Raw genomic sequence first — 18,523 nt, 5'->3', positions numbered from 1 at the left:
AAGTGAAACGCCGCATTCTACACTACAACGCTGAGGCGAGGAAATGTTCATAGAGCAAGGATAGCGGGAACTGGAAACAACTTTGCAAAGTCGATGAAACTTTTGTCGGATGGCGGCATAAACGCCTTATCCGGCCTACGCCTGCATCTGAGGACGCTGTAGGCCTGATAAGCGCAGTGCCATCAGGCAAAGATATCACTGCTGGGTTTCAACGCGAATAAGATCGGGTGGGAGAGCAACGTTCAGAATGACCGGCTGCCAGGCTTCGCGTTCAGCAAGCTTACGAGAGTATCCACGAGCAATCAGGAATCCGCCCACGCCCCCCAACACTGCTCCGCTTAATGCCGCAAGATCGGAACCAAACAGTACCTGGAATAGCGCCGCGAAAAGAAACAGTCCCGCCAACGGAGACATGTAGACCAGCATCGCCGAACCGAGCAGGCTACCTTCGGCAATGCCCAGTTCAACTTTTTGACCAGGGGTCAAGGGTTCGTCGCAGGGCACCACGATGGTGTGTGTGGTCTGTGGTCCCAGTTTGTTCAGCACGCGGCTCCCGCATCCGGCCCGGGAAGCACAGCTGCTACATGATGCTTTAACATCACAGCTGACCGTCGCCAGACCATTTTGCCAGGAGACGACCGTCGCCCACTCTTTAATCATTGTGCAGCCCTGAACTTAATATTATCCGCGATACGCTTCGCCGTTTGCGGCGGAAGCTCACCGACAATAGTGATTTCGGCGTTATCTCGCACGCTGGTGCTAACCGTGCGGCGTCCAGTGCGCAGCAGTTGATCGGCGCTGTTTTGCATCGCGCGGTTTACGTTCACGGAGAAACTGAACAGACCATCGGAATAAAGCCGTGATTCGATCGGCATGTTATCCATCGTCGGCAGCGGACGTCGACTGCTGGACACCTCGCTGAAGCCTTGCGGCAACCACGACGGACTCCAGTTGAAGTTGGTTTTCTCACCCGCAGGAACTGACAACAACGGCGGCAGATTGGCTTTCGCCAGCGTCTGCATGCTGTCGCTGACACCGTTGTTAACAGTAAACGCGATGACGCGGAACTGTTCCAGCGTTTCGCCATCACGGTCAAGAAGATCAACACGCATTGGCAGCTTGGTCTCAGTGTCCATCCAAACGATATAGCTGTAACGGGTGCCGTCACGCGCCACAACGCGGATCACTTCACAGAGCCTGTCGGCAATACGGGTGCGGCCTACTGAGATAAAATCATAGTAGGGAGCAAGACGTTTGAAGTCGGTGTAAATCAGGGAGGGCAGTGAGTCAACGATATAGTCGCCGTTCAGCGTGAACGGTTCGAGACCTGGCTCAAAATAACTGATTTCGTTGCCACGTTGTACCACTTCCCGGCGCGGACCATCCATTTGCAACAGTTGCGCGAGCGGACGGTTATCCAGGCGGGCATGGCGATAACGTAGGGATTCAACACCCTGTTTATTGATGCTGACAAATGACAGCTCATAGGTGAGCGACTGGCTGGCCAGATTCATCTGCTGCAACAACGCCCCGGACGCAGGATTGGCCGAGGCGTTGACAGAGAAGAACAGGCTACCAGCCACAAGTGACATGGCAAACCAAAGTTGCTTCATTACTGCGATTGCGTTCCTAAAGTTTGAATTCCTGGCACCTGCACAGCGGCTTGCTGTGTCTGGGCCTGCTCAAACTGAAGCTGTTCAGAGTGCAGTCGACGTTGCAGTTCGTAATCCTGCAACATGGCATTAATACGACGACGCTGCTCCTGTACCTGCTGTTGCTGACCGCCGCTGGCCGTCGCGTCAGAAGGTACACCCAGGCTTACCGGACTGGCTTTACCCATCATCGGTAATGTATTAAATACCGGCGTTTCGGGCTGCTGGGACGTTTCAGATTGCCCATTATAGTGCTGGACGCCAACAATAACTGCAAGTGATACACACGCGGCCACACCCATTTGAGTAAGCTGCGCGGCCCACGGACGCATTTTCTTCCAGAACGGCATTTTCTGCCACTGGTGCGGTGCTGGCTGGGCCTCAGGAATCAATGGCGCCGTCTGACGTACCGGCTCATCCTGGATGGCGGCCATTACGCGGGCGGAAATATCGAAATGGAGAACGTCGGCAGTATCACCTCGCATGGAATCGCGAATCAGGTGATAACTCTCCCAGGTTTTTTGCATTTCCGGGTCGTGAGCCAGCTCTTTGAGCAACTCAGTATCCAGCGTTTCGCCATCCATTAAAGCGGAAAGTTTTTCTTTCTGCATGCCTAATACCTTTTCCAGTATCCCGCTATCGTCAACGCCTGATAAGCGGTTGAACTTTATTATCAATAGCTTCCCTCGCTCGGAAGATACGTGAACGCACCGTACCCACCGGACAATCCATGATAGCGGCTATCTCTTCATAGCTCAGGCCATCCAGCTCCCGCAAGGTTATTGCCATGCGTAAATCTTCCGGGAGGGACTCAATAGTTCGGAAAACTATCTGTCTCAGTTCTTCTGACAACATTAAGTTCTCAGGGTTCGAAATTTCTTTCAGCGCACCGCCACTTTCGTAATTTTCTGCTTCAATCGCATCTATATCACTGGAAGGTGGACGACGCCCCTGAGCGACCAGGTAATTCTTCGCTGTATTGACCGCAATACGATACAGCCAGGTATAAAAAGCACTATCCCCCCGGAACGAGTCCAGCGCACGATAGGCTTTGATAAATGCTTCTTGTACTACATCGGGTACATCACCCGATGGTACATAGCGAGAAACCAGACTCGCCACCTTATGCTGATAGCGCACTACCAGTAGGTTAAAGGCTTTCTGATCTCCCTTCTGGACCCGTTCTACCAGGACCTGGTCCGTTAACTGCTCGCTCATCCGAGGTAAAGTCTCCCCAAACCAAATTTCCACGCGCCTTCGAAACGCCACTCCATCAGCTTCACTATGAGCAAGCAAATGCTTAGAGTGCTCAAGTTTCGTAAAGTTCCGTTACGCATTGTTTTTTGTTTGTCATGTTGTAGACAGGTCTTATCTCTCATTATAAGTCTACATAACCCGATCAACGCACTATCTGTACAGAAATGCCCATTTCACCGCTTGCAGAGTAACCCAACGGGCACTTTATTTCATCACATAATCTGATGCTAACGGCCTGCTTCACAAAATATTTTTGCCTATTTCACCCTCATCATGTTTTTCTTTCATGTTTAGTCATTGCAACACGTTTAAAAATAAAACGTGCAGTATCGCGCAATGTGGTGCTATGGTGACCAAACACTGTTTAGTAAATTAAACAAAAATCATGAATACGACTCCTGAATTATCCTGTGACGTGCTGATCATTGGCAGCGGGGCTGCCGGACTCTCACTGGCGCTGCGCCTGGCTGAAAAGCATCAGGTTATTGTCCTGAGCAAAGGGCCGGTCAGCGAAGGCTCGACATTTTATGCCCAGGGCGGTATTGCCGCGGTTTTCGATGAAACCGACAGTATCGACTCCCACGTTGAAGATACGCTGATTGCCGGGGCCGGGCTGTGCGATCGCCATGCGGTGGAATTTGTCGCCAGCAATGCCCGTACCTGCGTTCAATGGCTTATCGATCAGGGCGTCTTATTTGATACGCAGGTTCAGCCTAACGGTGAAGAGAGCTATCACCTGACCCGTGAAGGCGGTCACAGCCATCGACGCATCCTGCACGCTGCGGATGCTACCGGCAAAGAAGTCGAAACCACCCTCGTCAGCCAGGCACAAAATCATCCCAACATCCGGGTTCTCGAGCGCAGTAATGCTGTCGACCTGATTGTCTCCGATAAAATCGGTCTGCCGGGAACGCGTCGGGTTGTCGGTGCCTGGATCTGGAATCGTAATAAAGAAGCCGTAGAAACCTGCCATGCGAAGTCGGTAGTGCTGGCCACCGGCGGCGCGTCAAAGGTATATCAATACACCACCAATCCGGATATTTCCTCGGGTGACGGAATTGCAATGGCCTGGCGTGCGGGATGCCGCGTCGCCAACCTGGAGTTTAACCAGTTTCACCCAACAGCGCTGTATCATCCGCAGGCGCGCAATTTTCTGCTGACCGAAGCGCTGCGCGGCGAAGGCGCGCACCTGAAACGCCCGGACGGTTCACGCTTTATGCCCGATTTTGACGAGCGTGGCGAACTGGCTCCCCGCGATATTGTCGCCCGCGCCATTGATCATGAAATGAAGCGCCTGGGTGCAGATTGCATGTTCCTCGATATCAGTCATAAACCGGAAGAATTTGTTCGTCAGCATTTCCCGATGATTTATGAAAAGTTGCTGGGACTGGGCATTGATCTAACCAAAGAACCTGTTCCCATCGTGCCTGCCGCGCACTATACCTGCGGCGGCGTGATGGTTGATGACTTTGGCCGTACCGATGTCGATGGGTTGTATGCGATCGGCGAAGTGAGTTACACCGGCCTGCATGGCGCCAACCGGATGGCATCGAACTCATTGCTGGAGTGTCTGGTTTACGGTTGGTCCGCGGCTGAAGATATCGACAGGCGTATGCCTTATGCACGCGGCGTCAGCACGCTCCCGGGCTGGGATGAAAGCCGGGTAGAAAATCCAGATGAATTGGTTGTTATCCAGCATAACTGGCATGAGCTGCGGCTGTTCATGTGGGATTACGTCGGTATTGTGCGCACCACTAAACGTCTGGAACGCGCCCTGCGCCGTATCACCATGCTGCAACAGGAAATCGACGAGTATTACGCCCATTTCCGTGTGTCGAACAACCTACTGGAGCTGCGCAATCTGGTGCAGGTTGCCGAGCTGATTGTCCGCTGCGCGATGATGCGCAAAGAGAGTCGGGGCCTGCACTACACGCTGGATTACCCAGAACAGCTTCCAGAGGCGGGCCCGTCAATTCTCTCGCCGCTCAGTCATCACATAAACAGATAGAACGCCTGGGTCAGCGCCGTATAACCTTCAGAGTAACGTTGGTCTGGCCCACGGATCACCAGCCTGTCGCTAAAGCACTCCCCGGCCTGCGGGGAGAATGCCAGCAATACCCGATGCGGTAGACGGGCCTCGGTTTCTGCTACATCCGTGCGCAATCGCAGATGCCAGCCCATGCTAAGCGCCTGCTGAGTAAATGCGTTACCAATCTGCTCCGGTAGCACCACACAAAAAAAACCGTCTTCCGTAATGCAGTCCGCCGCCAGCGTAAGCAACGCCTGGTGATCGAGCGAGGTGGTATAGCGGGCCTGCTCGCGCTGCGGTGTAGCGCATTCCACGCCCTGTTCATAATAGGGAGGATTGCTGATTATCAAATCAAAACGCACGGTCTGACGCGGTATCCACTGTTGCGCATCTTCTGTATGAACACTCACGCGATGCATCCACGGAGATTGCGCGATGTTCTCCTGCGCCTGCTGCGCGGCGTCGACATCAAGCTCCACGGCGTCAATGATGACGTTTTCATCAGTGCGCTGGGCCAGCATCAGCGCCAACAGGCCGCTCCCGGTACCAATATCCAGGATCCGCTTTACGCCCGCAACGGGGGCCCAGGCCCCCAATAAAATGCCGTCCGTTCCGACTTTCATTGCACAGCGATCGTGTGCCACAAAAAACTGCTTAAAAGTAAATCCATTACGTTTCAGTACGGATGTAGACTGGGGCATGAAGAACAACCTTCCTGGAAAAAAAACGATAACATAGGATAAAAACAATACCTGAGAAGGTATATCCATACAAACAGATGAAGATTGCAGCCGTAACGTCTATAATCAGCGCCCCACTCAGAGGTAGAACATGACTGTAACGACTTTTTCCGAACTTGAACTCGATGAAAGCCTTCTGGATGCCCTCCAGGAAAAAGGTTTCACTCGCCCGACCGCCATTCAGGCTGCCGCCATTCCGCCTGCGCTCGATGGCCGTGATGTACTCGGTTCTGCGCCGACAGGCACCGGTAAAACGGCGGCATATTTGCTGCCAGCGTTGCAGCACCTGCTCGACTTCCCACGCAAGAAATCCGGTCCGCCGCGCATTTTAATCCTGACGCCAACGCGCGAACTGGCGATGCAGGTTGCTGAACACGCCCGTGAGCTGGCGAAAAATACGCATCTGGATATCGCGACCATTACCGGCGGCGTGGCTTACATGAACCACATGGAAGTCTTTAGCGAAAACCAGGACATCGTGGTTGCCACCACGGGTCGTCTGCTGCAATACATTAAAGAAGAAAACTTCGACTGCCATGCGGTTGAGACGCTAATTCTCGATGAAGCAGATCGTATGCTGGACATGGGTTTTGCCCAGGACATCGAACATATCGCCGGTGAAACCCGCTGGCGTAAGCAAACCATGCTGTTCTCCGCCACGCTGGAAGGCGATGCGATTAAAGATTTTGCCGAGCGTCTGTTGGAAGATCCGGTCGAAGTCTCAGCGGATCCGTCCACCCGCGAACGCAAGAAGATCCATCAGTTTTACTACCGTGCTGATGACATCGAGCACAAAACTGCCCTGCTGATCCATCTGTTAAAACAGCCGGAAGCGACCCGCTCGATTGTCTTCGTACGTAAACGCGAGCGTGTGCACGAGCTGGCAGGCTGGCTGCGCCAGGCGGGCATTAACAACTGCTATCTCGAAGGCGAGATGGTGCAGAACAAACGCAATGAAGCGATTAAACGCCTGACCGATGGCCGCGTGAACGTGCTGGTAGCCACCGACGTTGCCGCTCGCGGGATCGATATTCCTGACGTCAGCCATGTGTTTAACTTCGACATGCCGCGCAGTGGCGATGCCTATCTGCACCGCATTGGCCGTACCGGTCGCGCAGGTCGTAAAGGTACTGCGATCTCTTTGGTTGAAGCGCACGACCATCTGCTTCTCGGCAAAGCGAGCCGCTATATTGACGAGCCGCTGAAAGCACGCGTCATCGACGAACTGCGTCCAACCACGCGCGCGCCAAGTGAGAAATCCAACGGTAAACCATCTAAGAAAGTGCTGGCGAAGCGCGCCGAGAAAAAAGCGAAAGAGAAAGAGAAGCCGCGGGTGAAAAAACGTCACCGCGATGCAAAAAATATCGGCAAACGTCGTAAGCCGAGCGGAGCTGCTACCCAGCAGTCCGACAAAGAGTAAACCGAATGCCGGGCCGTTTAGCCCGGCATTTTTTCACGTGATGCAAAACTCTCTTCAATACACTCAAGAAACACACGCATCGCCGGACTAACGACTTTTCCGGCATGATAGCCACACAATGCCGTAATTAACTCAGGTTGTTCACTGTACGGTAATTCAATCAATTCCCCTGAACGTAGCTCCCTCTCAACGGCAAAACGCGGCAAAAAGCTGACCCCAAGATTTGCCGATACGCACTGCTTAATGCTTTCAATGCTCCATAACTCAATGGTATTTTCCAGCGTAATCTGTCGTTTACGCAGTAGCCCCTCGAAGCGCTGTCTGAAAATACATTGCGGCTCATTAATGATAAAACTGCAGGGAATGTGCTGGTTATACTGAGTAAAATTAACGTGCTGGAGCAGCGGCGAAGCAACTAATGCCAGTGACTGATCGCCAAGCGGCATCAACTCAAGGGCATCGTCATTACCCACCCGATAAAACACCCCCAGATCGACCTCATCACTGAGCAACGCATCGCGAATGACATAACAATTGAGTGGCTGTAAAGATGGGGCGCACGTTGTTTAACTCGCTGTAAAACCTGCGGCATTTTATACGCCAGCAGCGTTTCGCCCGTCATTTTCACTGGCGGTTATGGATCCTGCCATCATCCATTGGCTCAGTTGGGCTGGGGCAGCTTATATCCTGTGGCTGGCGCTGAAGATCGCCACCAGCCCGGCTACAAACGATGATTTGCGGTCAGAGCCGATTAGCTTCTGGGCGAGTTTTGGCTTGCAGTTTGTTAACGTGAAATCATTTTGTACGGCATTACCGCGTTATCCACGTTTGTATTACCGTACACTCAGGACGCACACTGGCTGATTGGAGTGAGTATTCTGTTGGCGCTGATCGGCACCTTCGGAAATGCCTGCTGGGCGCTGGCGGGCCATCTTTTTCAGCGCGTTTTTCGCCGTTACGGCCGGCAGTTGAATATCATTCTGGCGCTGCTGTTGGTGTATTGCGCGGTAAGGATCTTTTACTAACGGATGCAAAAAAGCGGAAGACACACTGGCATCTTCCGCTTTTTGATTCTTTGCTAAACGGGGCTATTCCCCGTGAGCCTTACAGGCTCTCAGTAAAGGTACGAGCGATAACGTCGCGCTGCTGTTCTGGGGTCAGAGAGTTGAAACGCACTGCATAACCAGAAACACGGATGGTCAGCTGCGGATATTTTTCCGGATGCTTAACTGCATCTTCCAGCGTTTCGCGACGCAGAACGTTCACGTTCAGGTGCTGACCACCTTCCACGCGGACTTCCGGCTGTACGTCTACCGGTACTTCACGGTATTCGATTTCGCCCAGTTTGCTGACAGCAACGACTTCATCAGCATTGAAACCTGCTTTCGCAACGATGCAGCGTGCTTCGCCTTTTTCGCTGTCCAGCAGCCAGAAAGAGTTCAGCAGGTCGTCGTTTGCAGCTTTAGTAATCTGGATACCTGTAATCATTTGATGCCTCCCCGGCAAAATTATTTGATCTCGGTTGGCCGTCATCCGGCCAATTGGTAAAACCATTGTTGCTTGAGTGTATATATACCCCTCACACACCCTCGAATCTTTGATTCAAATCAATAAAAACCACACATGAAAAGTGGTGATAGGTGGATTTTATTGTTTTACATCAACTTACGCCGTGTACACAGCTAAACTTTTTACATAAATTTTCAACTATCTTTAAGGGGTAGACCATTGAGAAACGTACAGAATTTTGCGACGTCGAAAGAAGCAGTTAAGCTAGGGGGATTGAAAATTCGCAGGAGAGCGAGATGGCCACCGAATTAACCTGGCACGATGTGCTGGCTGAAGAAAAACAGCAGCCTTATTTTGTTAACACACTGCATACTGTTGCCGGCGAGCGTCAGTCAGGAATGACAATTTATCCGCCGCAAAAAGATGTGTTTAACGCGTTTCGTTTTACCGAGCTTGGTGACGTGAAAGTTGTCATCCTGGGTCAGGATCCTTACCACGGCCCAGGCCAGGCACACGGTCTCGCGTTCTCTGTTCGTCCGGGGATTGCCACTCCACCTTCGTTGCTGAACATGTACAAAGAGCTGGAAGCAACAATTCCCGGCTTCACCCGCCCCACACACGGATATCTGGAAAACTGGGCACGCCAGGGGGTACTATTACTCAACACCGTACTCACCGTTCGCGCCGGTCAGGCACATTCTCACGCCAGCCTTGGGTGGGAAACATTTACCGATAAAGTCATCAGCCTGATTAACCAACATCGGGAAGGCGTGGTTTTCCTGCTCTGGGGTTCTCACGCACAGAAGAAAGGCGCGATTATTGATGCGCAGCGTCACCATGTGTTGAAAGCGCCACACCCATCACCACTCTCTGCGCATCGCGGTTTCTTTGGTTGCAATCACTTTGTACTGGCGAATGAATGGCTGGAACAACGAGGTGAAAAACCGATTGACTGGATGCCGGTATTACCCGCAGAAAGCGAGTAAAAAAATGCCAGCGATTCGCTGGCATTTTTATTATCAGGCTTTGTTCTGACGCCACCACTCCGCGAGCAAAACGCCGGTCGCGACAGAAACATTGAGCGTTTCTACCTTGCCCGTACCGTCAATCGCCACGCACAGGTCGTCGGCTGAACATGCTGCTTCTGGCAAAGCTTCACGCTCACGCCCTAATACCAGCACCATTTTTTCCGGCAGCGTGGTAGTAAACAGCGGTTTACCTTTCACGCTTGAGGTCATCACTACCGTGTAACCCGCGTTACGGAAATCGTCCAACACATCGACAATGCTGTCACCGGTAATCGGCTGAACATGCTCTGCTCCACCTTCAGCAGTACGGATAGCCGCCCCCGATTCCAGCAGCGCCGCATCCTGAACCACCACGCCTTTCACACCGAAGTGCGCGCAGCTACGCATCATACCGCCCAGGTTATGCGGGTTAGCGATATCTTCCAGTGCCAGCACGCAATCCTGCGCCCCTGCCTGACCGACCCACTGCTTAACGGTAGTACCGTTACGTTTTTTGATCAGGAAACAGACGCCACCGTGGTGTTCAGTGCCAGAGGCTTTCGCCAGCTCGGCTTCGTCAACCACGTGATAGGCTTTGCGGTTTGCCGCCATCCAGCGTAATGCTTCTTTAAAACGCGGGGTTACGCTCTGAACAAACCAGGCGCGGACGATAGCGTCCGGACGACTCTGGAACAGAGCCTGACAGGCATTCTCACCGTAAACGCGGGTTTCTTCCGCGCGCTGACGGCGTAATACTTCAGGATCGATAAAGCTCTTACCGCTAATACCGCCGTGATCGGCTTTATCCGCTGCGTCATCATTCGGTGCGCGGGAAACGGTACGCCACGGTGAATCTTCACGTCTGCGGTCGCGTTCTACATCGCGGTCACGCCCGCGTTCACGACCACGTTCGCTGTTCGGACCCTTTCGTTCATCACGGGCAGGGCGACGACCGCCTTCGGCTCGGGAAGTACCGGGGCGACCGCCGCCTTTGCCAGTACGTGGATTTTGGGTGCGTTTATCCGAGTCATCGTCACTGCGGACGTACATCACTTTGACCTTGCCGTTTTTGTTCTTCAGTTCGTCGCTCATGTTTTTCTCCACCTGCTCTGCGCGAAGCGCGCAGATTACCCGATGTGCACGTCGTTAGCCATTATTTCATTTAAAAGCTAAGGACTATTGTACTCATTGAATAAAACGCATTGTTGTTTAGAACAGACTCTCCGATAATATGTAACATAATAGAAACATACTGGCGTTTATGCCGTGAAGTCCACTCCACTCATCCAGAGGTTAGTTATGAATACCGTTTGTACCAGCTGCCAGGCTATCAACCGCATCCCTGACGATCGTGTCCAGGAAGCGGCTAAATGCGGACGCTGTGGTCACGACCTGTTTGATGGGGAGGTGATCAATGCGACCGGTGAGACACTGGATAAACTGTTAAAAGACGATCTCCCGGTGGTCGTTGACTTTTGGGCCCCCTGGTGTGGTCCATGTCGTAACTTCGCCCCGATTTTTGAAGATGTCGCGGAAGAGCGTAGCGGCAAAGTGCGTTTTGTTAAAGTGAATACGGAAGCCGAGCGTGAACTCAGCGCCCGTTTCGGTATCCGCAGCATTCCGACCATCATGATCTTCAGAAAAGGTGAAATCGTCGACATGCTTAACGGCGCTGTACCAAAAGCCCCGTTTGATAGCTGGCTTAACGAATCATTATAATCTCTACGGGGCGCATCTTGTGCCCCGTTTTCACCTCTGCGACAATAGCGTTTTTCAACGTGTTTCCCCATGACCGATAACGCTGTTCTTCAGTTACGCGCTGAGCGCCTCGCGCGCGCCACGCGTCCTTTCCTTGCCCGAGGTAATCGCGTTCGCCGCTGTCAACGCTGCCTGCTGCCGCAGAAGCTCTGCTTGTGCGCAACTCTGGCGCCCTCTGAGGCAAAAAGTCGCTTTTGTCTGGTGATGTTTGATACCGAGCCGATGAAGCCCAGCAACACGGGGCGTTTAATTGCCGATATTCTGCCCGATACCACGGCTTTTCAGTGGTCACGTACCGAGCCGCCGCAGGCGCTGCTGGAACTGGTAAAAAATCCGGATTACCAGCCGATGGTTGTATTCCCGGCCTCCTATGCGGGTGAAGAGCGTGAAGTGATTTTCACGCCACCAGCCGGTAAGCCCCCATTGTTTATCATGCTCGACGGCACCTGGCCTGAGGCGCGTAAAATGTTCCGCAAAAGCCCGTACCTCGATAACCTGCCGGTGATCTCTGTTGATTTATCACGCCTTTCTGCTTACCACCTGCGTGGCGTTCACGCCGAAGGGCAATATTGCACAGCCGAGGTGGCCATCGCCTTGTTGGATCTGGCGGGAGATACGCAAGCCGCAGAAGGGTTAAGCGATCATTTTACTCGCTTTAAAACCCGCTACCTGGCAGGAAAAACTCAACATCAGGGAAACGTCACAGCAGATTCATCAGAAAACGTTTAAAATCATTCGGTCACTGGTGTCATTAAGGAAGCCGATATGAGTCAGCGTGGTCTGGAAGCACTATTGCGACCGAAATCCATTGCGGTGATTGGGGCGTCAATGAAGCCTAATCGCGCAGGTTACCTGATGATGCGTAACCTGCTTGCTGGCGGTTTCAATGGACCTGTTTTACCGGTGACGCCCGCATGGAAAGCGGTGTTGGGCGTACTGGCGTGGCCCAATATCAACAGCCTGCCTTTTAGCCCCGATCTCGCCGTGTTGTGCACCAATGCCAGCCGTAACCGGGCATTACTCGAAGCGCTTGGCGAGAAAGGCTGTAAAACCTGCATTATTCTCTCAGCTCCCTCGGCGCAGCACGCGGAGCTGCTGGCCTGCGCATCACGCTACAACATACGTCTTCTGGGTCCCAACAGCCTGGGACTTCTCGCACCCTGGCAAGGACTTAACGCCAGCTTTTCCCCCGTCCCGATTAAGCGCGGCAAGCTGGCTTTCATCTCTCAATCCGCCGCCGTGTCCAATACCATACTCGACTGGGCACAGCAGAGAGAAATGGGCTTTTCTTACTTTATCGCGCTGGGTGATAGCCTGGATATCGACGTTGATGAGCTACTGGATTACCTGGCACGCGACAGTAAAACCAGCGCGATATTGCTGTATCTCGAACATTTAAGTGATGCCCGGCGCTTTGTTTCCGCCGCCCGTAGCGCCTCGCGCAATAAACCTATTCTGGTGATTAAGAGCGGTCGCAGCCCTGCAGCGCAGCGTTTACTGCATACCAGCGCCGGGATGGACCCTGCGTGGGATGCAGCTATTCAGCGCGCCGGTTTACTGCGCGTACAAGACACTCACGAGCTGTTCTCAGCAGTCGAAACCTTGAGCCACATGCGTCCACTACGTGGCGACAGGCTAATGATCATCAGCAATGGGGCCGCGCCTGCCGCACTGGCATTAGATGAACTGTGGTCAAAAAATGGCAAGTTGGCGACGTTGAATGAAGACACCTGCCAGAAATTACGCGATGCCTTGCCTGAACATGTTGATATCGCCAACCCACTGGATCTGCGTGATGACGCCAGCAGCGAACACTACGTTAAGACGCTGGATATTTTGCTCGCCAGCCAGGATTTCGACGCGTTGATGGTGATTCATTCACCCAGCGCAGCCGCTCCCGGAACCGAAAGCGCACAGGCATTGATTGAAGCGGTAAAGCATCATCCCCGAGGAAAATTCGTCTCGTTGCTGACCAACTGGTGCGGAGAGTTTTCCTCACAGGAAGCACGCAGACTGTTTAGCGAAGCCGGATTACCAACCTACCGCACGCCTGAAGGCACTATCACTGCATTTATGCATATGGTGGAGTACCGGCGTAACCAGAAGCAACTGCGTGAAACGCCTGCGCTACCCGACAATCTGACCACCAACACCGCCGAAGCGCATAATCTGTTACAACAGGCGATTGCAGAAGGCGCAACGTCGCTGGATACTCATGAAGTTCAGCCTATTTTACAGGCCTATGGCTTACATACACTGCCGACATGGATCGCCAGCGACAGCGCAGAGGCCGTACACATCGCGGAGCAAATCGGCTACCCGGTGGCGCTCAAGCTGCGTTCTCCTGATATCCCGCATAAGTCGGAAGTTCAGGGGGTAATGCTCTACCTGCGTACAGCAACAGAAGTGCAGCAGGCTGCCAATGCAATTTTCGATCGGGTAAAAATGGCCTGGCCGCAGGCACGCATTCACGGTTTATTAGTACAAAGTATGGCGAATCGCGCTGGTGCTCAAGAACTTCGCGTCGTCGTTGAACACGACCCGGTATTTGGTCCGTTGATTATGCTGGGTGAAGGTGGTGTTGAGTGGCGACCGGAAGAGCAAGCCGTGGTGGCCTTGCCGCCATTGAACATGAATCTGGCGCGTTATCTGGTGATCCAGGGGATCAAAAATAAAAAGATCCGCGCTCGCAGCGCACTACGTCCGCTGGATATCGCCGGGTTGAGCCAACTTCTGGTGCAGGTCTCCAACTTGATCGTCGACTGCCCGGAAATTCAGCGTCTGGATATTCATCCTCTGCTGGCCTCCGCCGAAGAATTTACCGCGCTGGACGTTACGCTGGATATTGCCCCTTTCGCGGGAGATAACGAAAGCAGGCTGGCTGTACGTCCCTACCCCCATCAGCTTGAAGAGTGGGTGGAGTTGAAGAACGGCGAGCGCTGTCTGTTCCGCCCCATTTTACCGGAGGATGAACCTCATCTACAGCAGTTCATTTCTCAAGTGACAAAAGAAGATCTTTATTATCGCTATTTCAGTGAGATCAATGAATTTACCCACGAAGATTTAGCCAATATGACGCAGATCGACTACGATCGGGAAATGGCTTTTGTTGCGGTGCGTTGTAAAGATAATCACGAAGAGATCCTCGGCGTAACGCGAGCAATCTCGGATCCTGATAACGTAGATGCTGAGTTTGCCGTACTGGTTCGTTCCGATCTCAAAGGGCTTGGACTGGGTCGCCGATTGATGGAAAAATTAATTGCATATACCCGAGATCACGGACTTATACGTTTGAATGGTATTACGATGCCAAACAATCGTGGGATGGTCGCCCTGGCCCGAAAACTCGGGTTTGTTGTTGACGTCCAGCTCGAAGAGGGAATTGTTGGGCTAACGCTTAATCTGGCCCAATGTGAGGAATCGTGAGTAAGGTACTGGAAATGTTGACCACATTAATGGGTACTGGTGGTATCATTGCCCGCTTATGTCGTCTGCATAGCACAGAGGACCCTTCAATGAACAGAGAAGAAATGCACTGTGATGTTGTCAAAATTTAAGCGTAATAAACATCAACAACACCTTGCCCAACTACCCAAGATTTCTCAGTCAGTTGATGATGTAGATTTCTTTTATGCTCCCGCTAATTTCAGGGAGACTCTGCTGGAAAAAATAGCCAGCGCGACGCGACGGATCTGCATTATTGCGCTGTACCTGGAACAGGATGACGGTGGTAAAGGCATACTTGACGCTCTCTATGCGGCAAAACGGCAGCGTCCTGAACTGGATGTCCGGGTACTTGTCGACTGGCACAGAGCTCAGCGCGGTCGTATTGGGGCTGCGGCATCCAATACTAATGCTGACTGGTATTGCCGAATGGCGCAAGAAAACCCTGGTATCGATATTCCTGTTTATGGCGTTCCGATTAACACCCGTGAAGCGCTTGGCGTCCTGCATTTCAAAGGCTTTATTATCGATGACAGCGTCCTGTACAGCGGGGCCAGTCTGAACGATGTTTACCTGCATCAGCATGATAAATATCGCTATGACCGTTATCAGTTGATTCGCAATGCGCAAATGGCCGATATCATGTTCGATTGGGTTACGCAGAACCTGATAAAGGGTCGCGGCGTTAACCGCCTTGATGATATCAACCGACCTAAAAGCCCGGAAATTAAAAACGATATCCGCCTGTACCGCCAAGAACTGCGTGATGCGTCATTCCATTTTCAGGGTGATGCTGATAACGAACAGCTTTCGGTTACGCCTCTGGTGGGCCTTGGGAAATCCAGTCTGTTAAATAAGACCATTTTCCATCTTATGCCCTGCGCGGAGCACAAACTCACAATCTGTACCCCTTATTTCAACCTGCCCGCCATACTGGTGCGCAATATCATTCAACTGCTGCGTGAAGGGAAAAAGGTTGAAATCATTGTCGGTGATAAAACCGCCAACGACTTTTTCATTCCAGAAGATGAGCCATTCAAGATCATCGGCGCGCTGCCTTATCTGTATGAAATAAATCTGCGCCGTTTCCTGAGCAGATTGCAGTATTACGTGAATACCGACCAGCTGGTCGTACGCCTATGGAAAGATGATGACAACACCTATCATCTGAAAGGTATGTGGGTTGATGATAAATGGATGCTGCTCACCGGCAACAACCTTAACCCTCGCGCCTGGCGTCTGGATCTGGAAAACGCCATCCTTATCCACGATCCTAAGCAAGAGCTGACTCCCCAGCGCGAGAAAGAGCTGGAGCTTATCCGTACGCATACTACCGTCGTTAAGCACTATCGCGACCTGCAAAGTATTGCTGACTATCCAGTCAAAGTGCGTAAGCTCATTCGTCGACTACGCCGTATTCGTATCGACAGATTAATTAGCCGTATTCTGTAATCAAGACCCCGTCCAGTGACGGGGTTTTTCATATGGAGGCAACGGTGCGCCTGTTCATTCTTACCAGCATCCTGGCCATTTCTGGCTGCAGCCACATGGCTAACGACCAGTGGAGTGGGCAAGACAAAGCTCAACACTTCATCGCCTCCGCCATGCTTGCCGCAGCCGGCAATGAATATGCCCAACATCAGGGCAACAGCCGCGATCGCAGTGCGGCTATCGGCCTGATGTTCTCAGTCAGCCTGGGCGCGTCAAAAGAACTGTGGGACAGCCGTCCCGCAGGGAGCGGCTGGAGCTGGAAGGACTTCGCCTGGGATGTTGCAGGCGCGTCTACCGGCTATGCGGTCTGGCAACTGGCACATTACTAGAGGCGCAGACCTTTCCCCTTCCCATGCAGCATCAGCGATACTAAAAACGCGACAACTGCCAGCGCGGTGACGTACCAGAAGAATGTCGTTTCCATACCGACAGACTTCAGGGATAACGCCACATATTCAGCTGAGCCACCAAACAGGGCATTAGCCACCGCATAAGATAAGCCAACTCCCAGAGCGCGCACCTGCGCCGGGAACATCTCAGCCTTCAAAATACCGCTGATTGACGTATAGAAACTCACGATTAACAGGGCACTCATCACCAGAGCAAACGCCATATACGGGGATGTTACGCTTTGCAATGCTGTCAGAATGGGAACAGTGAAAATCGCAGCCAACGCGCCAAAACACAGCATTGAAGTACGCCGGCCAATCTTATCTGACAAAGCGCCGAACAGCGGTTGAACCAGCATGAACACACACAGTGCCGCCGTCATAATCCCGCTGGCTACGTTGGCATGCATACCAGCTGTATTGACCAGGTATTTCTGCATGTAGGTTGTGAACGTGTAAAAACACAACGAACCCGCGGCGGTAAAGCCAAGCACCATGACAAAGGCTTTGCGATTACGCCACAGACCTTTCAGGGAACCCGCTTCTTTCAGCGCGCGAACGTCCTGTTTCGAGGTTTCATCCAGTTGGCGACGCAGCCATAGCGCAACAATAGCCAGCACGGCGCCCAACGCAAATGGAATACGCCACCCCCACGCTCTGAGCGCAGAGTCTTCTAACGTGTGCTGTAATATGACCACAACCAACAATGCCAGTAACTGTCCGCCGATTAACGTCACGTACTGGAATGAAGCATAAAAACCTTTCTTACCTTCAACGGCAACTTCACTCATATAGGTCGCGCTGGTTCCGTATTCACCACCTACAGATAACCCCTGGAATAGTCTGGCCAGCAGTAATAACGCAGGGGCCCAGGTACCGATAGTTTCATATCCCGGTAGACAAGCGATCACCAACGATCCCATACACATCATACAAACGGACAGCAACATGGACTTTTTACGCCCGTGCTTATCCGCAATACGGCCAAACAACCAGCCTCCAATTGGTCGCATCAAGAAGCCTGCGGCAAACACGCCGGCAGTTTGTAAGAGTTGTGTGGTGGTATTTCCTGATGGGAAAAAGATATGAGCAAAATAAAGAGAACAGAAAGAGTAGATATAGAAATCAAACCATTCGACCAGATTCCCTGATGATGCTCCGACAATCGCCCATATACGACGGCGGGTATCGCCGTCTGCCAGCGCCCCGTTCTCAGTTACACTACTATCAGCCATTAGAATTGTACCCCTGCCAACGATCGCATGAATTTATCAATGATGGTTGTGTGTTTTTTGGTGAATTAAATGTTATATAATTGTTATATATTATTATGCAGGAAAGATCACGATTTTAATTAGCAGAGAAAGGATTCAGATATGTTCGAGGGAGAGATCCGTGTAGTAGATCGAGACAGTGTTCTTTTGTTAGTCGATTAAGGCGGTTACGTCGAATCCAGCAATCTGCCGCCGGAATTGCGTGATGCGCTGCGCTTATCAGGCCTGCACAATACGTTCAGCCCTGCGGTTTTTACCCCGCACACACGCAAAAAAGCCCATCCGTCAGGATGGGCTTCTTCACTTTATTTGATGCCTGGCAGTTTATGGCGGGCGTCCTGCCCGCCACCCTCCGGGCCGTTGCTGCGCAACGTTCAAATCCGCTCCCGGCGGATTTGTCCTCCTCAGGAGAGCGCTCACCGACAGACCACAGATAAAACAAAAGGCCCGGTCTTTCGACCGGGCCTTTCGCTTTTATTTGATGCCTGGCAGTTCCCTACTCTCGCATGGGGAGACCCCACACTACCATCGGCGCTACGGCGTTTCACTTCTG

17 protein-coding genes and 2 pseudogenes are annotated in these 18,523 nt (G+C 52.4%); 9 read left to right on the top strand and 10 right to left on the bottom strand.

Annotated features, from left to right (window positions below):
• Positions 1-195: 195 nt before the first annotated feature.
• The 5 genes from rseC to rseD are packed head-to-tail and all read right to left on the bottom strand — an operon-like array spanning position 196 to position 2,989.
• The gene (gene rseC, locus OGV98_RS03525) at positions 196-660 is read right to left on the bottom strand and encodes a SoxR-reducing system protein RseC (protein WP_003037576.1); all 465 of its coding nucleotides are present in this window, start codon (positions 658-660) and stop codon (positions 196-198) included.
• Positions 657-1,613 (bottom strand): sigma-E factor regulatory protein RseB, encoded by a 957-nt coding sequence (gene rseB / locus OGV98_RS03520; protein ID WP_003847063.1) that lies wholly within the window; start codon positions 1,611-1,613, stop codon positions 657-659. The genes rseC and rseB overlap by 4 nt, the downstream gene beginning before the upstream one ends.
• A complete protein-coding gene (rseA, locus tag OGV98_RS03515; RefSeq protein ID WP_003037574.1) occupies positions 1,613-2,263 on the bottom strand; it encodes an anti-sigma-E factor RseA in 651 nt (216 codons plus the stop codon). Before rseA ends, rseB begins: the two co-directional genes overlap by 1 nt.
• A gap of 31 nt (positions 2,264-2,294) precedes the next feature.
• Positions 2,295-2,870, bottom strand: coding sequence for an RNA polymerase sigma factor RpoE (rpoE, locus tag OGV98_RS03510; protein WP_003037573.1), 576 nt, complete (start codon positions 2,868-2,870; stop codon positions 2,295-2,297).
• A complete protein-coding gene (gene rseD / locus OGV98_RS03505; RefSeq protein ID WP_223306697.1) occupies positions 2,867-2,989 on the bottom strand; it encodes a rpoE leader peptide RseD in 123 nt (40 codons plus the stop codon). The genes rpoE and rseD overlap by 4 nt, the downstream gene beginning before the upstream one ends.
• Before the next feature lie 305 nt (positions 2,990-3,294).
• On the opposite strand from rseD, the gene nadB reads away from it, so the two are divergent.
• Positions 3,295-4,917, top strand: a complete 1,623-nt coding sequence (nadB, locus tag OGV98_RS03500) for an L-aspartate oxidase (RefSeq protein ID WP_003037572.1) — start codon at positions 3,295-3,297, stop codon at positions 4,915-4,917.
• On the opposite strand, the gene trmN is transcribed toward nadB, so the two are convergent.
• A complete protein-coding gene (gene trmN / locus OGV98_RS03495) occupies positions 4,902-5,639 on the bottom strand; it encodes a tRNA(1)(Val) (adenine(37)-N(6))-methyltransferase TrmN (protein ID WP_003037571.1) in 738 nt (245 codons plus the stop codon). The two genes, nadB and trmN, sit on opposite strands and share 16 nt — an antisense overlap.
• Positions 5,640-5,769: 130 nt before the next feature.
• Here trmN and srmB point away from each other — a divergent pair, with 130 nt between their 5' ends.
• Positions 5,770-7,098: an ATP-dependent RNA helicase SrmB gene (srmB, locus tag OGV98_RS03490; RefSeq protein ID WP_003037569.1), complete on the top strand. Its 1,329-nt coding sequence runs from the start codon at positions 5,770-5,772 to the stop codon at positions 7,096-7,098.
• A 17-nt stretch (positions 7,099-7,115) separates the two neighbouring features.
• On the opposite strand, the pseudogene OGV98_RS03485 reads toward srmB, so the two are convergent.
• Positions 7,116-7,717, bottom strand: a pseudogene (locus OGV98_RS03485) (substrate-binding domain-containing protein); the annotation flags it as partial.
• Here OGV98_RS03485 and eamB point away from each other — a divergent pair.
• Positions 7,717-8,123: pseudogene (gene eamB, locus OGV98_RS03480) on the top strand (cysteine/O-acetylserine transporter); the annotation flags it as partial. The pseudogenes OGV98_RS03485 and eamB overlap by 1 nt on opposite strands.
• 79 nt (positions 8,124-8,202) lie before the next feature.
• Here eamB and grcA read toward each other — a convergent pair.
• Positions 8,203-8,586 carry an autonomous glycyl radical cofactor GrcA gene (gene grcA / locus OGV98_RS03475; protein WP_003037563.1) on the bottom strand — a complete coding sequence of 128 codons (384 nt, stop codon included), beginning with the start codon at positions 8,584-8,586 and terminating at the stop codon, positions 8,203-8,205.
• A 317-nt stretch (positions 8,587-8,903) separates the two neighbouring features.
• Here grcA and ung point away from each other — a divergent pair, with 317 nt between their 5' ends.
• The gene (gene ung / locus OGV98_RS03470; RefSeq protein ID WP_286551030.1) at positions 8,904-9,593 is read left to right on the top strand and encodes a uracil-DNA glycosylase; all 690 of its coding nucleotides are present in this window, start codon (positions 8,904-8,906) and stop codon (positions 9,591-9,593) included.
• 33 nt (positions 9,594-9,626) lie between these two features.
• Here ung and OGV98_RS03465 read toward each other — a convergent pair whose 3' ends face one another.
• Positions 9,627-10,706, bottom strand: a complete 1,080-nt coding sequence (locus OGV98_RS03465; protein ID WP_003037560.1) for a tRNA/rRNA methyltransferase — start codon at positions 10,704-10,706, stop codon at positions 9,627-9,629.
• Positions 10,707-10,913: 207 nt separating this feature from the next.
• On the opposite strand from OGV98_RS03465, the gene trxC reads away from it, so the two are divergent.
• The 5 genes from trxC to OGV98_RS03435 all read left to right on the top strand — a co-directional run bounded on the left by trxC (position 10,914) and on the right by OGV98_RS03435 (position 16,636).
• Entirely contained in the window at positions 10,914-11,333 is a 420-nt protein-coding gene (gene trxC / locus OGV98_RS03460; RefSeq protein WP_003037559.1) for a thioredoxin TrxC, read from the top strand.
• Positions 11,334-11,402: 69 nt separating this feature from the next.
• Positions 11,403-12,101, top strand: coding sequence for a tRNA-uridine aminocarboxypropyltransferase (gene tapT / locus OGV98_RS03455; RefSeq protein ID WP_003847051.1), 699 nt, complete (start codon positions 11,403-11,405; stop codon positions 12,099-12,101).
• 36 nt (positions 12,102-12,137) lie between these two features.
• Complete coding sequence (locus OGV98_RS03450; protein WP_202581071.1) at positions 12,138-14,798, top strand: bifunctional acetate--CoA ligase family protein/GNAT family N-acetyltransferase; 2,661 nt, start codon at positions 12,138-12,140, stop codon at positions 14,796-14,798.
• A gap of 114 nt (positions 14,799-14,912) precedes the next feature.
• Positions 14,913-16,268: a CDP-diacylglycerol--serine O-phosphatidyltransferase gene (gene pssA / locus OGV98_RS03440; RefSeq protein ID WP_202581319.1), complete on the top strand. Its 1,356-nt coding sequence runs from the start codon at positions 14,913-14,915 to the stop codon at positions 16,266-16,268.
• Positions 16,269-16,300: 32 nt separating this feature from the next.
• A complete protein-coding gene (locus tag OGV98_RS03435; RefSeq protein WP_153687927.1) occupies positions 16,301-16,636 on the top strand; it encodes a YfiM family lipoprotein in 336 nt (111 codons plus the stop codon).
• On the opposite strand, the gene OGV98_RS03430 is transcribed toward OGV98_RS03435, so the two are convergent.
• Entirely contained in the window at positions 16,633-17,931 is a 1,299-nt protein-coding gene (locus OGV98_RS03430; protein ID WP_016150786.1) for an MFS transporter, read from the bottom strand. The genes OGV98_RS03435 and OGV98_RS03430 overlap by 4 nt on opposite strands.
• Between the last annotated feature and the right edge of the window lie 592 nt (positions 17,932-18,523).

This window comes from Citrobacter sp. Cf136, from assembly GCF_030333815.1.
GTDB lineage: Bacteria > Pseudomonadota > Gammaproteobacteria > Enterobacterales > Enterobacteriaceae > Citrobacter > Citrobacter freundii.
Note: the sequence above shows the minus strand (reverse complement) of the source record. Positions and strands in the feature narration are given on the sequence as shown.

Excerpts from the sequence above, each read along its gene's own strand:
- rseC (WP_003037576.1), bottom strand. The coding sequence starts at position 660 with ATGATTAAAGAGTGGGCGACGGTCGTCTCCTGGCAAAATGGTCTGGCG.
- rseB (WP_003847063.1), bottom strand. The coding sequence starts at position 1,613 with ATGAAGCAACTTTGGTTTGCCATGTCACTTGTGGCTGGTAGCCTGTTC.
- rseA (WP_003037574.1), bottom strand. The coding sequence starts at position 2,263 with ATGCAGAAAGAAAAACTTTCCGCTTTAATGGATGGCGAAACGCTGGAT.
- rpoE (WP_003037573.1), bottom strand. The coding sequence starts at position 2,870 with ATGAGCGAGCAGTTAACGGACCAGGTCCTGGTAGAACGGGTCCAGAAG.
- rseD (WP_223306697.1), bottom strand. The coding sequence starts at position 2,989 with ATGCGTAACGGAACTTTACGAAACTTGAGCACTCTAAGCATTTGCTTG.
- nadB (WP_003037572.1), top strand. The coding sequence starts at position 3,295 with ATGAATACGACTCCTGAATTATCCTGTGACGTGCTGATCATTGGCAGC.
- trmN (WP_003037571.1), bottom strand. The coding sequence starts at position 5,639 with ATGCCCCAGTCTACATCCGTACTGAAACGTAATGGATTTACTTTTAAG.
- srmB (WP_003037569.1), top strand. The coding sequence starts at position 5,770 with ATGACTGTAACGACTTTTTCCGAACTTGAACTCGATGAAAGCCTTCTG.
- grcA (WP_003037563.1), bottom strand. The coding sequence starts at position 8,586 with ATGATTACAGGTATCCAGATTACTAAAGCTGCAAACGACGACCTGCTG.
- ung (WP_286551030.1), top strand. The coding sequence starts at position 8,904 with ATGGCCACCGAATTAACCTGGCACGATGTGCTGGCTGAAGAAAAACAG.
- OGV98_RS03465 (WP_003037560.1), bottom strand. The coding sequence starts at position 10,706 with ATGAGCGACGAACTGAAGAACAAAAACGGCAAGGTCAAAGTGATGTAC.
- trxC (WP_003037559.1), top strand. The coding sequence starts at position 10,914 with ATGAATACCGTTTGTACCAGCTGCCAGGCTATCAACCGCATCCCTGAC.
- tapT (WP_003847051.1), top strand. The coding sequence starts at position 11,403 with ATGACCGATAACGCTGTTCTTCAGTTACGCGCTGAGCGCCTCGCGCGC.
- OGV98_RS03450 (WP_202581071.1), top strand. The coding sequence starts at position 12,138 with ATGAGTCAGCGTGGTCTGGAAGCACTATTGCGACCGAAATCCATTGCG.
- pssA (WP_202581319.1), top strand. The coding sequence starts at position 14,913 with ATGTTGTCAAAATTTAAGCGTAATAAACATCAACAACACCTTGCCCAA.
- OGV98_RS03435 (WP_153687927.1), top strand. The coding sequence starts at position 16,301 with ATGGAGGCAACGGTGCGCCTGTTCATTCTTACCAGCATCCTGGCCATT.
- OGV98_RS03430 (WP_016150786.1), bottom strand. The coding sequence starts at position 17,931 with ATGGCTGATAGTAGTGTAACTGAGAACGGGGCGCTGGCAGACGGCGAT.